This window comes from Aureimonas glaciei, from assembly GCF_014643375.1.
GTDB lineage: Bacteria > Pseudomonadota > Alphaproteobacteria > Rhizobiales > Rhizobiaceae > Plantimonas > Plantimonas glaciei.
On the sequence record NZ_BMJJ01000013.1, the window covers coordinates 104,402 to 119,436 of the forward strand.

General features: G+C 67.5%; 8 protein-coding genes. 3 read left to right on the plus strand and 5 right to left on the minus strand.

Annotated features, from left to right (window positions below; all coding sequences use genetic code 11):
• Positions 1 to 101 precede the first annotated feature (101 nt).
• On the plus strand, positions 102 to 3,434 hold the full coding sequence (gene treS, locus IEX88_RS22190) for a maltose alpha-D-glucosyltransferase (RefSeq protein ID WP_188854670.1): 3,333 nt from the start codon (positions 102 to 104) through the stop codon (positions 3,432 to 3,434).
• A gap of 2 nt (positions 3,435 to 3,436) precedes the next feature.
• Complete coding sequence (gene glgB / locus IEX88_RS22195) at positions 3,437 to 5,662, plus strand: 1,4-alpha-glucan branching protein GlgB (protein ID WP_373289649.1); 2,226 nt, start codon at positions 3,437 to 3,439, stop codon at positions 5,660 to 5,662.
• Here glgB and IEX88_RS22200 read toward each other — a convergent pair.
• From IEX88_RS22200 to IEX88_RS22220, 5 genes are all read right to left on the minus strand, one after another.
• On the minus strand, positions 5,616 to 6,362 hold the full coding sequence (locus IEX88_RS22200; protein ID WP_188854672.1) for a GGDEF domain-containing protein: 747 nt from the start codon (positions 6,360 to 6,362) through the stop codon (positions 5,616 to 5,618). The two genes, glgB and IEX88_RS22200, sit on opposite strands and share 47 nt — an antisense overlap.
• Positions 6,363 to 6,413: 51 nt before the next feature.
• Positions 6,414 to 6,848 carry a hypothetical protein gene (locus IEX88_RS22205; protein ID WP_188854673.1) on the minus strand — a complete coding sequence of 145 codons (435 nt, stop codon included), beginning with the start codon at positions 6,846 to 6,848 and terminating at the stop codon, positions 6,414 to 6,416.
• A 77-nt stretch (positions 6,849 to 6,925) separates the two neighbouring features.
• Positions 6,926 to 7,834 carry a transglutaminase family protein gene (locus tag IEX88_RS22210; protein ID WP_244640433.1) on the minus strand — a complete coding sequence of 303 codons (909 nt, stop codon included), beginning with the start codon at positions 7,832 to 7,834 and terminating at the stop codon, positions 6,926 to 6,928.
• The gene (locus IEX88_RS22215) at positions 7,816 to 10,263 is read right to left on the minus strand and encodes a circularly permuted type 2 ATP-grasp protein (protein WP_244640434.1); all 2,448 of its coding nucleotides are present in this window, start codon (positions 10,261 to 10,263) and stop codon (positions 7,816 to 7,818) included. The genes IEX88_RS22210 and IEX88_RS22215 overlap by 19 nt, the downstream gene beginning before the upstream one ends.
• Before the next feature lie 19 nt (positions 10,264 to 10,282).
• Positions 10,283 to 13,624 (minus strand): transglutaminase family protein, encoded by a 3,342-nt coding sequence (locus IEX88_RS22220; RefSeq protein ID WP_188854674.1) that lies wholly within the window; start codon positions 13,622 to 13,624, stop codon positions 10,283 to 10,285.
• Between the two features lie 242 nt (positions 13,625 to 13,866).
• On the opposite strand from IEX88_RS22220, the gene IEX88_RS22225 reads away from it, so the two are divergent.
• Entirely contained in the window at positions 13,867 to 14,970 is a 1,104-nt protein-coding gene (locus IEX88_RS22225) for a zinc-binding metallopeptidase family protein (protein ID WP_188854675.1), read from the plus strand.
• Positions 14,971 to 15,035: the final 65 nt, after the last annotated feature.

Consider the following 15,035-nt stretch of genomic DNA (forward strand, 5'->3'; position numbering starts at 1 on the left):
GTGCCGCGTGCCCGCCACTCTCCGGGCGCATGGTCCGGAGAAGCCCGCCGCTCTCACGCCCCTTGACGTGTCGACTCACGACCCAAACCGAAGCGATCATCATGAACGAGCACGCCACCATCACGCCCGCCGATCCGTCCACCGGCCCCAATCCGCAGGCGACGGACTGGTACAAGGACGCGATCATCTACCAGCTGCACGTCAAGACCTTCGCCGACTCCAATGGCGACGGCATCGGCGACTTCGGCGGCCTGCTGGCGCATCTCGACTACGTCCAGCAGCTCGGCGTGACCGCGCTCTGGCTTCTGCCCTTCTATCCCTCGCCGCTGCGTGACGACGGCTACGACATCTCCGACTATCGCTCGATCAACCCGTCCTACGGCAACATGGATGACTTCGACCGCCTGGTCGACGAGGCGCACAAGCGCGGCATGCGGGTGATCATCGAGCTCGTCATCAACCACACCTCCGACCAGCATCCCTGGTTCCAGGCGGCGCGCAACGCGCCGAAGGGGAGCCCGGAGCGCGACTTCTACGTCTGGGCCGACGATGACAAGGGCTACGACCAGACCCGCATCATCTTCACCGATACCGAGACGTCGAACTGGACCTACGATCCGGTCGCCAAGCAGTATTTCTGGCACCGCTTCTTCTCGCACCAGCCCGACCTCAACTTCGACAATCCGAAGGTGATGGAAGAGGTGCTGGGCGCCATGCACTTCTGGCTCGACAAGGGCGTTGACGGCCTGCGCCTCGACGCCATTCCCTATCTCGTGGAGCGCGAGGGCACCAACAACGAGAACCTGCCGGAGACGCACGTCGTCCTGAAGGCGATCCGCACCGATCTCGATACGCATTATCCCGACAGAATGCTGCTCGCCGAGGCGAACCAGTGGCCGGAGGACACGCGCCCCTATTTCGGCGACGGCGACGAATGCCACATGGCGTTCCACTTCCCGCTGATGCCGCGCATGTACATGGCACTGGCTCAGGAAGACCGGCACCCGATCACCGACATCATGCGCCAGACGCCGGCAATCCCCGAGAACTGCCAGTGGGCGATTTTTCTGCGCAACCACGACGAGCTGACGCTGGAAATGGTGACGGCGGAGGAGCGCGACTATCTCTGGTCGACCTATGCCGCCGACACCCGTGCCCGCATCAATCTGGGCATCCGCCGGCGCCTGGCGCCGCTGATGGGCAATGATCGGCGCAAGATCGAGCTCTTGAACGCGCTGCTGATGTCGATGCCGGGTACGCCGACGCTCTATTACGGCGATGAGATCGGCATGGGCGACAACATCTATCTCGGCGACCGCGACGGCGTGCGCACGCCGATGCAGTGGTCGGCCGACCGCAATGGCGGCTTCTCCCGCGCCGACCCCCAGCGCCTGTACCTGCCGCCGATCCAGGATCCGATCTACGGCTTCCAGGCGGTCAACGTCGAGGCGCAGTCGAACAATCCGGCGAGCCAGCTGAACTGGACACGCCGGCTCATCCAGGTTCGCCGCACCCGCGAGGCCTTCGGCCGCGGGACGATCAATTTCCTCTATCCGTCGAACCGCAAGATCATCGCTTACACTCGCGAATACGGGGCGGAACGGATCCTGTGCGTCGCCAACCTGTCGAGTTCTGCCCAGCCCGTGGAACTCGATCTCAGCGCCTTTGCCGGGACGGCACCCATCGAAATGCTCGGGCAGTCGCCCTTCCCATCCATCGGCCAGGCGCCGTACGTCTTGTCGCTGCCGGCCTACGGCTTCTTCTGGTTCGACCTGACGCCGTCGGCGGACGGGATGGCCGCCGACGGTCAGGTGCCGCAGCCGCTGCCGGAATTTGCCACCCTCGTGGTCCTGAAGGACCTGAAGGCGACGCTGAACGAGCAGAATCGTCGCGAGATCGAGACTGTCCTGCCGGAATTCGTCGGTCGGCAGCGCTGGTTCTCCGGCAAGAACGATCGGGTCGGGAAGGCAAGCTTCGCCGCCGTCGGCATGCCGGCTCCCGACCATCCACGCCATGTCCTCGCCGAGACCGTCTTACGGACGGCTGCCGGCGAGCAGCGCTACTTCCTGCCGCTCAGCGCGCGCTGGGGCGAGCCGCATGTCGGCGCCAATGCCGCGAACCTGCCCTACACGCTGATGAAGCTGCGCCAGGGTCCACGGCTCGGCGCGATCATCGACGGCACGCGCGATCCCGGCCTCGTCAAGCTGTTCATCGCCATGATCGCCCGGGGTGGCGAGGTCGCGATGGAGGGCGGAAGGTTGGAGATCAGCGCATCCGCCGCCTGGGCCGAGCTGGTCGCGGCTGCCGGAGAAGTGCCGGTCGAGAGGATCGCGGCGATTTCGGGCGAGCAGTCGAACACCTCGATCATGATCGGCGACGAGGCGGTGATGAAGTTCTACCGCCTGCTGCGTGACGGCATCCAGCCGGAGCTCGAGGTGACGCGCTTCCTCACCGACAAGACCAGCTTTACCGCCACGCCGGCGCTGCTCGGTTCCGTCGAGCTGGTGCGGCCGGACGGCAGCCGGTCGGCGATCGCCGCCATGTTCCAGCGGGTCGAAAACCAGGGCGACGCCTGGACGGCCGTGGTCGATGGCCTGTCGCGGCACTTGCGCGACAATGCCTATGCGACCCAGCCGGGCATCGACGACGAGGATGCGGCCGTCGAGTCCAGCCTGCCCGCGCAGACGCGTATCGATGCCGGCGACCTCGTCGGCCGGCGTACGGGCGAGATGCACGCGGCCCTGTCGACCGTCACCGGCGACACCGCCTTCGATCCCGAGCCCATCGACGCGGCGGCCCTGGCGCGCTTCGTCGAAGGCGCCCGGGCGAGCGCCAGCGAAGCACTGGAGGTTTTGAAGCGCGTTAGGGCGTCGGCGAGCGACGGCCTCGGCGAGGACATCGACCGGCTGTTGGGCGCCGAAAGCGCGATCCATGCCTGGTTCGATGGTTTTGCCGCGCTTCCGGCATCGGGCCTGATGACGCGCATCCACGGCGACTACCACCTCGGCCAGCTTCTGGTGGCCAAGAACGACGTCGTCATCCTCGATTTCGAGGGCGAACCCGGTGCGCCGCTGGAGGAGCGCCGGCAGAAGTCGTCGCCGCTGCGTGACGTCGCCGGCATGCTGCGCTCGTTCGACTATGCGGCCTTCGCCGCTCTCGACAAGGCCGGTCCCTCGACCGAAGCGACGCTCGAAAAGCTGACGGACATGGCCGAGGCCTGGCGCGACGAGGTGAGCCGCGCCTTCCTGGCGGCCTGGAGCGAAGCATCGGGAATCGATCTCGCCAGCGAGGAGGCAGCCCGGTTGCTCGACCTCTTCCTGCTCCAGAAGGCTTTCTACGAACTCAAATACGAGGCGGCCTCGCGTCCGGCGTGGCTGTCGATTCCCCTCCGGGGAATCATTTCTCTCCTCGACAAGCGACAGGTTCTTTCATGAGCATGATCTCGAAGGCACCCAAGGCGACGGACGCAACAGGCGTCGCCCACCGCCCGAACGAGCACGAGGCGCACGAGATCGCGCGGGGGACGCATGGCGACCCCTTCTCGATCCTCGGCCCGAAATACGTCGAAGGCGGCGCCATCGTGCGCGCCTTCCGCCCCGGGGCCCACACGGCCGCCGTCGTCGACCGTTCCGGCAAGGTGCTGGGCGAACTGCAGCCGGTGCTGGCCGAGGGTTTCCACTCCGGCTTCGTTCCGGGGCTGGCCGACGGCGCCGAATACCGGTTCCGCTTCACCCATGGCGGCGACAGCTGGATTGAGGACGACGCCTACCGCTTCGGCCCGATCCTCGGCGAAATGGACGTCTACCTCCTCGCCGAGGGCACGCATGAGCGCATCTACGAGAAATTCGGTGCCCATCCCACCGTCATGGACGGGGTCGAGGGGACGAGCTTCGTCGTCCTGGCCCCTGCCGCCCGTCGCGTCTCCGTCGTCGGCAATTTCAACGCCTGGGATGGCCGCCGCAACGTCATGCGCAAGCGGCACGAATGCGGCGCCTTCGAGCTGTTCATCCCGGCGATCGGGCGCGGCGAGGTCTACAAGTACGAGATCATCGGACCGCAGGGCGAAGTCCTGCCGCTAAAGCAGGACCCGGTCGGCTTCCTGCAGGAGGAAGCGCCCTCGACTGCCTCGATCGTCGACGGGCTCGTCGAGCACGACTGGCAGGACCAGGCCTTTACGTCCAAGCCCGCGGACTGGCAGGACGCCGGCAAGGCGATCTCGATCTACGAGGTGCATCTCGGCTCCTGGCGGCGCGGCGACGACAACGTCATGCTGGATTATGACCAGATCGCCGGCCTGCTCGTTCCCTACGTCAAGGAGATGGGCTTCACCCATGTCGAGTTCATGCCGGTCTCCGAGCATCCGTTCTACGGGTCCTGGGGCTACCAGCCGATCGGTCTCTACGCACCGACGTCGCGCTATGGCACGCCGGATGCCTTCGCCCGTCTCGTCGACGCGCTGCACCAGGCCGATGTCGGCGTGCTGCTCGACTGGGTGCCGGGGCATTTTCCCACCGACATCCACGGTCTCGGCCGTTTCGACGGCACGGCGCTGTACGAGGATCCCGATCCCAAGCGCGGCTTCCACAAGGACTGGAATACGCTGATCTATGGCTACGGCCGGACCGAGGTGAAGAATTTCCTCGTCTCAAATGCCAGCTACTGGCTCGACCGCTTCCACATCGACGGCCTGCGCGTCGATGCCGTGGCGTCGATGCTCTACCTCGACTACTCCCGCAATGCCGGCGAGTGGGAGCCCAACATCTATGGCGGGCGCGAGAACCTCGAGGCCGTGGCCTTCCTGAAGGAGACGAACGAGCGGATCGGCGCGAGCTTCCCGAAGGCCACGACCCATGCCGAGGAATCGACGGCGTTTCCGAGCGTCTCGCGGCCGACCTATGCCGGCGGGCTCGGCTTCCACTTCAAGTGGAACATGGGCTGGATGCACGACACCCTGCATTACATGCAGGAAGACCCGATCAACCGGCGCTACCACCACCACCACATGACCTTCGGCATGGTCTATGCCTATTCCGAGAACTTCATCCTGCCGCTCAGCCATGACGAAGTCGTCTATGGCAAGGGCTCGCTGCTCGGCAAGATGCCGGGCGACGACTGGCAGCGCTTTGCCAACCTCCGGGCCTACTACGGGTTCATGTGGTCGCATCCCGGCAAGAAGCTGATCTTCATGGGCTGCGAGTTCGGCCAGGAAAAGGAGTGGAACCACGACCAATCGCTCGACTGGCACCTTCTGGAGAACCCGGCGCACAAGGGCGTGCAGCGGCTGGTGCGCGACCTCAACACGCTCTACCGCGAGATCCCGGCGCTGCACGAACTGGACTGCGATCCGGCCGGCTTCGAATGGATCGACACGCAGAATGCCGACCAGAGCGTCATCGCCTTCCTGCGCAAGGACAGCCAGGGCAAGTCCGTGCTCGTCGTCTCGAACTTCACGCCCGTTCCGCGCCACGACTACCTCGTCGGCGTCCCCCATGGCGGTACGTGGACCGAGCGCATGAACACCGATGCCGGGATCTACGGCGGCTCCAATATCGGCAATCTCGGCGGCAAGACCGGCGAGGCGCATTCGGTCAACGGCCGGCCTTACTCTCTATCGCTTACACTGCCACCGCTGGCGACGATTGTGCTGGTGGCGGAGGACTAGCCTCCGTCGACGGAGCGGCGACGGCCGGGCCTCCTTCGGTCTGGCCGTCGGAACTGACGACGCGGTTCCGGCCGCGAGCCTTGGCACGGTAGAGCGCGTTGTCGGCGCGCCGGAGGAGATCGGCGAGGTCGCGGCCGAGTTCGGTGCTCGACAGCCCGATGCTGACGGTGATGCCCTGGGGCTTCGAGGGCATGCCGAGGGCCGCGATCTCGAATTCGGCCCGGAGCGCGTCCGCCCGCCGCGCCGCGGTCAGCCGATCGTTGCCGCGCATCAAGATGGCGAACTCCTCGCCGCCCAAGCGGCCAAGGAGGTCGCTCTTCGTTATATGACGTTCGGCCACCCGGCAGAACAGCGTGAGGACTTCGTCGCCGAAAGCGTGGCCATAGGCGTCGTTGACCGCCTTGAAGTGATCGAGGTCGCACAAAAGCAGCACGTCCTCACGGGCGGGAAAATCGGCGGCCGCCAGCAGGCGCTCGGCTTCGCTGCTGAAACCGCGGCGGTTGGAGACGCCGGTCAGGAAGTCGGTCTGCGCGGCGGCCAGGAGCATCTGCTCGCCGCGTTCGCGCGAAAGCGTCAGGAAGAGGTAGCCGAGCGCGACCAGCATCAGCACCGCTTCGAAGACGAACAGGATGGCCGGAAACCCCGCCATGTTGATCGGCTCGGTCGGCGATACCAGCCAGAGCACCGTGATGATCCGCAAAACCTGGACCCCGGCGTGAAAGAAGCAGACCATCCCCGCCTGACGCGCGGATCACAGTCCGCCGCCCCGCGTGATGAGCGTCCAGCCAGAGGCGGTCATGTAGAAGATCACCACGATCGACACGAGGATCAGCCGGTGCCCGTCGTCGGCGAAGACGCCCTGACTCCAGGCGGCGAGCCAGATCAGAGGGCCGAGGACGACGAGACCCCAGGGGGCTCTCGTGCCGGCAAAGGTGCTGACACCGCGCCAGGCGAGCCCGAAGCCCGCGAGAAGCAACAGGCTCGGCAGGCCACTGCGTCCCCCGACGGGATCGAACGGCCGGAGGGCCATGATCAGGCTGGCGCCGGCCAGGCACAGGAAGGTGACGCACCACCATATCAGCACCTTCGACGCCTCGCCCCGCCCGATGCCGTCGGCAGCCATCTTGATCGCGAACAAGAAAGCCACGGCCCCAAAGATGAAGAACGCAGTGGGGACGTGGATCATTCCGCGAGTCTCTCCAAAGCGAACGGCACAGGCACCGGCGTTCAGTCACTTTTTCGTTATTGTGGCCCGTAGTGTCTTTACTCGCCTGCCTCGCGCTCGTCGAGCGGGATGACATCGACGGCATGTCGCATGCGCTGCGAGCCGGAGGTGACGAGCACGCCGCTGACCGGGGCGACATCGGCGTAGTCGCGGCCGATGGCGACCTCGATATGGTCGGCGCTGGCCACAATGCCGTTCGTCGGATCGAAGCCGACCCAGCCGGTCACCGGGCCGAGCCAGACCTTCACCCAGGCATGCATGGCATCGCGTCCTTCCAATCGCGGCCGTCCGGGCGGCGGATCGGTGCGCAGAAAGCCGCTGACATAGGCCGCGGGAATGCCGCCGGCGCGCAGGCCGGCGATCATCAGATGGGCGAAATCCTGGCAGACGCCCTTGCGCGACCCGAAGACCTCCTCGACCGGGGTGTCGATCCGCGTCGCCCCGGGCGTGTAGGCGAAGTCCGCATGGATCTGCTGCGTCATGGCGAGGACCGCCTCGCCGCCGGTCGAGGCGCTGCGCGCGTGGCACTTGAGATAGTCGCTTGCCGGAAGCAGGGGGGGCACCAGGCGACTGGCTCCGAGAAAGTGGGCCGGCGCCTCGGCATCGGCCGCCCGGCTGTTCAGCGCCGCCACCCGGATATCCGCCAGGGTCCGGCCGTCGGTGCCTTCGGTGCGGCGGCTGGCGACCGCCACCCGCGCGCGCATTTCGACCATCAGCTGCTCATGCGGCCGGTGCAGGCGGATATGGTCGATGCCGTTGCCGAAGAAGTCGCGGTCGACCGCCGCCTCGTCGGGGGTCGGAAGAACCTTCACCGATTGCGCCGTGACCTTCTGCTCGGCGTCCTCGCGCGGCCGGATGCGCAGGATGTGGCGGGCATCCTTCACCGCCTGGGGGTAGTGGTAGGAGATCTTGAGCGTGATGTCGTAGATCATTCGTGATCGAACCACTCGGCGGTCTCGTCCGGTCGCGCGGCGAAATAGCGCTGGCCGAGAAGCTCGGAGAGATCGCCGAAATCCTTGGCGATCCGCTCGAGGAAGGCGGTTGTGACCTCGGCGGCACTGCCGGTGGCCAGCCTGACCTGCAGACGCGAAATGCGCCGTGACATCTCGTCGAGCGATTCGCCGGCGACCATGCCGGGAAGCGCGTCGATCGCCCCCTTCAAAGCCGTCACCTGATAGGCGACCGAACGCGGGTTCAGGGGATCGAGGACGGCGAGGTCGAGCACGGTCTCGCGCGACAGCGCTACGGGGTAGCGGCGGCGGTAGGTGACGCGGCTGTCGGTGAATTCGAGCAAAGCGTCGAAGGCGCCTTCCGGCGTTTCCTCGGCGGTGATCGCGGCGGTGATCGAGGCCGTCATCAGGCCGCGCTCGATGCGCCGGCCGCAGGTGAGGAAGCGCCAGCCGACGAACTGGTACATGTTCTCGCGCACGAGGCCGGTGAAGCCCGACAGCCGGGTCAGCACGTCGCTGGTCAGGGCGATGATGTCGGCATCCTCGTGATGCGCCTCGCGGCTTTCCAGCATGGCGACGATCTCGCTCAGCGTCCGCCAGCCGTCGGGCGAGAAGCGGTCGCGGATGCGCGAGGCGATGTCGAAGGCCGAGCGCACGAGCTGCAGCAGCCCGGCCGCGGGATGGGCGGCGCCAACCTCGATGCCGAGCCCGCGCAAGAGCCTCGCGACGCGCTGCTCCAGAACGTCCTGGCGCGCCCCCTCACTCTGGCGGGCGGCATAGAGGCGCAGAAGGCGCGTCGCCACTTCCGCCCGCTCGGTATACCGGCCGAGCCAGAAGAGATTGTCGGCGGCGCGAGCGGGAAGGCCGGCCGGCAGGCGCCGCAGGAATTGCGAGGGGCGTGGGCCGATCAGCGTGATCGGCGCGACCTCATGTTCGGACGCCACCCAGACATCGGCCGAGCGGCCCCCGGCCTGCATCGAGACGGCCTTGGCGTCGACGGCGTCCGAGATCCGGGCAAAGCCCCCGGGCATGACGTGCCAGCCCGTCTCGTCGCGGGCGAGGAAGACGCGCACCGTCACCGGCCGCGCCTCCAGCCGGTCGTCGATGAAGACGGGCGCGGTGGACAGGGTGACGAGTTCCTGCCCGACCAGGCCGCCGCCACCGGCCTCGAGCTCCGCCAGAAAGCGCTCGGGCGCGTCGCGGCTGAGGCCGAGATCCAGCGGCCGCGGGGAGACCGCCGAGCCCGATGCCGCCGGGAAGGCCGAGGCGAGCGACAGGCGGTCGCGGTTGGCGGTGACGTAACCGCGCTCCGATGCCTGCCCGCACCACCAGGTGGCGATGGTCGGCAGCAATAGCTCCTCGCCGATCAGCGCCCGCGCCAGGGCCGGCTGGAAGGCCAGCAGCGCGCGCGTCTCGAGGATGCCCGAGCCCAGCGCATTGACCATGTTGATCCGCCCGGCGCGGATCGCCCGCACCAGGCCCGGCGTGCCGATGCGCGAGCGCTGGAAGAGTTCGAGCGGATCGGCGAAGTCCGCATCCATGCGCCGCCACAGAACCGACAGCGGCTGCACGCCGTCGACCGTGCGGACATTCACGGTGTTGCCGTGGACGACGAGATCGCCGCCCTCGAGCAGCAGGAAGCCGAGATAGCGGGCGAGATAGGCGTGCTCGAAATAGGTCTCGTTGGCCGGCCCGGGCGTCAGCACGCCGATCCGGTCGCCGGCGTTGCCGTTCAGCGCAAACAGCGACTCGCGGAAGCGCTGGAAGAAGCCGGCGAGTCGCTGGACCTTCAGCTCGGCGTTCAGCTCGGGAAAGGCGCGGGCGGTGGCCACGCGGTTCTCCAGCGCGAAACCCGCGCCCGACGGCGCCTGCGTCCGGTCGCCGAGCACCCACCAGCGCCCCTGCGGCCCGCGTCCGAGGTCGATGGCGATGAAGCGGATCAGCGGCTCGCCCGAAAGGCCCTGATCGGCCAGGGGCCGCAGGAACTCCGGGTTCTGCCCGAGGATCGCGCCGGGCAGGGTGCCGTCAGAGACGACCCGGCGGGCGCCGTAGAGATCGCCGACGAGCTTTTCGAGGAAGCCGGCGCGCTGGACGAGGCCCCGTTCGAGCTCGGCCCATTCGCCGGCTGCCATGATGACGGGCGGAAAGGTCAGCGGCCAGCCGCGCTGCTCGCCGGCCCGGTCGGTGCCGCCATAGACCTGGTAGAAAACACCGGCCTCGCGCAGATATTGCTGGGCGCTGCCGAAGCGGCCGGCGCGATCAGCCGGATCCATCGCGGCCAGCGCGTCGACGAGCGGCCGGTAGTGCGGCCGCACGCTGCCGTCCGGCGCCAGCATCTCGTCATGGCTGCCGGCCTCGGGGCGATAGGCGGAGAGGAAAGCCGCCAGGTCTGGCGGCTTTCGTGTCAGGTCCGATGGGAGGGTCATCGCCGTCCGGCCTTCCCGATCAGACGGCAAGGCCGGCCGGCCGGCGAAGGTCGAGCGTCGTCGGGAAGGACGGGTCGGGCAGTTCCCGCACCGGCGCGTAGTCCCCCGGCGTATGGCCGATCTCCTCGAAGCGCGCGAGCCGGCGCGCCTCTGCCTCGTTGGCGTTGACCGGGAACGTCTCGTAGTTGCGCCCGCCGGGATGAGCGACATGGTAGACGCAGCCGCCGAGCGAGCGCTGCGACCAGCGGTCGTAGATGTCGAAGGTCAGCGGCGCATGCACCGGGATCGTCGGATGCAGGCCCGAGGCCGGCTGCCACGCCTTGAAGCGCACGCCCGCCACCGCGTCGCCGGCCTCGCCGACCGGGGTCAACGGAACCGCGCGGCCGTTGCAGGTGACGATGTGGCGCGACACGTCGTAGTTCGACAGCTTCACCTGCAGCCGCTCGACCGATGAATCGACGAAGCGCACGGTGCCGCCGATGGCCCCGGTCTCGCCCATCACGTGCCAGGGCTCCAGCGCCTGCCGCAGTTCCAACGCGATCCCCTCGCGCTCGATCCGGCCACAGAAGGGGAAGCGGAACTCGGCCTGCGCCTCGAACCATTCCGGCCTCAAGTCGAAGCCGGCGCGACGGAGATCGGCGAGAACGCCGAGGAAATCCTGCCACAGGAAGGCCGGCAGCATGAAGCGGTCATGCAGGTTCGTGCCCCAGCGCGCAAAGCGCCCAGTCTCCGGCTCCTTCCAGAATTTCGCGATCAGCGCCCGCACCAGCAGCTGCTGGGCGAGGCTCATGCGCGCATCCGGCGGCATCTCGAAGCCGCGGAACTCGACGAGGCCGAGGCGGCCGGTCGGCCCGTCCGGCGAATACATCTTGTCGATGCAGATCTCGGCGCGGTGGGTGTTGCCGGTGACGTCGACGAGGAGATTGCGGAACAGCCGGTCGGTCAACCAGGGCAGGGGCGCGGGACCCTCGCCGGGCAGCGGCACCTGCGCCATGGCGATCTCGAGTTCGTACAGCGCGTCGTGCCGCGCCTCGTCGACACGCGGCGCCTGGCTGGTCGGCCCGACGAACATGCCGGAGAAGAGATAGGACAGCGCGGGATGGCGCTGCCAGTAGAGTACCAGCGACTTGAGCAGGTCCGGCCGGCGCAGGAAGGGCGAGTCGCCCGGCGTCGCGCCGCCGACGACGACATGGTTGCCGCCGCCGGTGCCGGCATGCTTGCCGTCGATCATGAACTTGTCGGTGCCGAGCCGCGACTGCCGCGCCTCCTCGTAGACGGTGCGGGTGATCGCCACGCATTCCTTCCACGACGCCGCCGGGTGCACGTTGACCTCGATGACGCCGGGATCGGGCGCGACGCGGATGACGTTGACACGCGGATCGTGCGGCGGCTGGTAGCCCTCGATCACCAGCGGCATCTGGTGGCGCTCGGCCACCGTCTCGATGGCCGCGAGGAGATCGAGATAGGCCTCCATCGATTCCGTCGGCGGCATGAAGATGCAGAGCTTGCCGTCGCGCGGCTCGATCGAGACGGCGGTGCGCACCGCGCCAAAAATCTCCTCGTGCTTCTGCTCGGGCGCCATCCAGGTTTCGGGATTCTGCGCCTCGATCCGCTGCTGGTCGCGGCCGGGGCCGGTCTCCTCGGCCGCCGCGAGCGGGCCGCGCTCCTCGGTCGGGTCGGCCGGATGGATGTAGGGGAACTGCGCCGGCGGCACGTAGGGCAGAGCGCCGAGCGGCAGGCGGTAGCCGACCGGGGAATCGCCCGGCATCAGGAAGAGCTGGCCGCGCCGCGTCGTCCAGCGTTCCGACATCCAGCGCACGCCGCGCGTCATGCCGCTGGCGCTCGCCCGGGACTGCCAGGCCTGGACGGGCAGCACGTAGCCGGAGGCCTTCGAGAGGCCACGGTCGAAGACGCGGGCGAGACGCGCGCGCTCCTCGGCATCATCGAGCTTCGGGTCGGTCGGCTCGACATTCTCGGGAAGCTTTGCCTCGCGCGCTAGCCAGTAGGACGGGTCCTCGAAGGCCGGGGCGGCATTCTGCGGATCGACGCCGAGCTCGATCGCAACTTCCCGCGTCAACGTCTCGGCATCGGCGAGCGTCACGGGCTTGGCCACCGTCTCGCGGGCAATGAGGTCGGAATTCTTCCAGATCGGCTGGCCGTCCTTGCGCCAGTAGAGCGAGAAGGTCCAGCGCGGCAGGGTTTCGCCGGGATACCACTTGCCCTGGCCGTAATGCAGGAACCCGCCGGGCGCGAAGCGGTCGCGCAGGCGCCGGATCAGGTCGTCAGCCAGCGCCCGCTTCTGCGGCCCCACGGCGGCGATGTTCCACTCCTCGGACTGGAAATCGTCGATCGACACGAAGGTCGGCTCGCCGCCCATGGTGAGGCGCACGTCGCCTTCATTCAGCGCGGCATCGACCGTCTCGCCGAGCGCGTCGAGCGCCCGCCAGCTCTCGTCGGAGAAGGGCGCGGAGACGCGCGGCCGCTCGGCGATGCGCTCGACCGTCATCTCGAAGGCGAAGTCGACCTCGGCATAGTCGGCAGCGCCCGAGATCGGCGCGGCCGAGCGGTAGTGCGGGGTGGCGGCAAGCGGCACGTGGCTCTCGCCGGTCATCAGGCCCGAGGTCGGATCGAGGCCGATCCAGCCCGCGCCGGGCAGATAGACCTCGGCCCAGGCGTGCAGGTCGGTAAAATCGTGGTCGGTGCCGGCCGGGCCGTCGAGCGAGACGAGGTCGGGCTTCAGCTGGATCAGGTAGCCCGAGACGAAGCGCGCGGCGAAACCTAAGTGCCGCATGATCTGGACGAGCAGCCAGGAGGTGTCGCGGCAGGAGCCCGAGGCGCGCGACAGCGATTCCTCCGGCGTCTGCACGCCCGGCTCCATGCGGATGAGATAGGCTATCTTCTGCGACAGCAGCCGGTTCAGGCCGACGAGAAAGTCGACGGTGTGGGTCTGGCTGCGGTCGAGATCCCGGAGAAAATCCTGCAGCAGCGGGCCGGCGGCTTCCGCGCCGAGATAGGCGGTCAGGTCCGTCTTGAGGTCGGCCTCGTAGGCGAAGGGCCAGGCCTGGGCATATTCTTCGACGAAAAAGTCAAAGGGATTGTAGACCGTCATGTCGGCGACAAGGTCGACCTCGATCTTGAACTCGGTGGTCTTCTCCGGGAAGACGAAGCGGGCGAGATAGTTGCCGAACGGGTCCTGCTGCCAGTTGATGAAGTGGTTCTCGGGCGTCACCTTTAGCGAATAGGACGGCACGCGGGTGCGCGAATGCGGCGCGGGACGGAGGCGGATCACCTGTGGCGCAAGGCCCACTGGGCGATCGTAGCGATAGTGGGTGACGTGATGGAGGGCTGCGAGGATCGACATCGGCTGCGGTCTGGCCCTTCGTCATGAAAATTTCTTCGGCCCGACCATAGTCGTTCGTCCGCCCCCCGCAAGCTTTGGATCGTGCCGATCGCTTCGCAGCTGCAAAAATTAGCCGCGCCTGGCAGGGCAGGGAGCGGAACCGCGGCGGAAGCTGGTCATTCCTTGACCGAGACATCCCACGCCCCGCACGGAGCGCCCAAAGGCGACGGCGGTGGCCCGGGACAGCTCAGAGGAACCGCGATATGAAGTTATTCTGCTGCAGCTCGTGCGGCCACGTCGTCTTTTTCGAGAACGTCGTCTGCGAACGCTGCAACCACGCGCTCGGCTTCGAGCCGCAGTGCCGCCAGATGCTGGCTTTGGAAAGCGCCGACGGAATCTGGCAGGCCGTCGGCCCCCACGGCGGCGGCCGCTGGAAGTATTGCGGCAACTATGTCCATGGCGTCTGCAACTGGCTGCTGCCCGGCGACGATGGCGGCTCGCTGTGCACCGCCTGCCGCCACAATCTCGTCATCCCCAACCTCGAGGCCCCCGGCAATGTCGCGCTGTGGCAGAAGATGGAGCAGGCCAAGCGTCGCCTGTTCTACACGATCCTGCAGCTCGGCCTGCCGCTGGCGACCCGCGCCGAGAATCCGGAAGGTCTCGGCTTCGAGTTTCGCACGACGGGCGCCGATCGCAGCAAACCGGTGATGACCGGCCATGAAGACGGGCTGATCACCATCGCGCTGGCGGAAGCCGACGATGCCGAGCGCGAAAAGCGGCGCCATGCCATGGGCGAGCCCTATCGCACCCTGCTCGGGCATTTCCGGCATGAGGTCGGCCACTGGTATTGGGATCGCCTCGTACGGGACGGCGGGGTTCTGGCCGAATGCCGGGCCGTGTTCGGCAATGACGCCGAGGATTACGGCCAGGCGCTGCAGCGCCATTACGCCAACGGCCCCAAACCTTCCTGGCAGGACCATTACGTTTCCGCCTATGCCGGCTCGCACGCCTGGGAGGACTTCGCAGAGACCTGGGCACACTATTTCCACATCGTCGACACGCTGGAGACGGGCGGCGACTGGGGCATCATGCTGAAGCCGGAAGCCGATCGGTCCGGTCTCCTGTCGGTCGATCTCGACTTTCAGATCTTCGACGAGGCGACGACGATCGAGCACATCGCCCGGGCCTGGACGCCGCTGGCGCTGGCGCTGAACTCGTTCAACCGGTCCCTCGGTCATCAGGACCTCTACCCCTTCGTGCTCTCGCCCGCGGTGATCGCCAAGCTCGGCTTCATCCACGAGCTCGTCCATGGCCGGGTCGGGGTTCAGCAGGCAGACCTGGGCATGCCGACCAGTAGTGCGGCCTGAGCCTTGGCGGCAGGGCGGGGGCTATGGTCGCAATGCAGCAATGTGCGGCCACAGGGTGGAAGCCC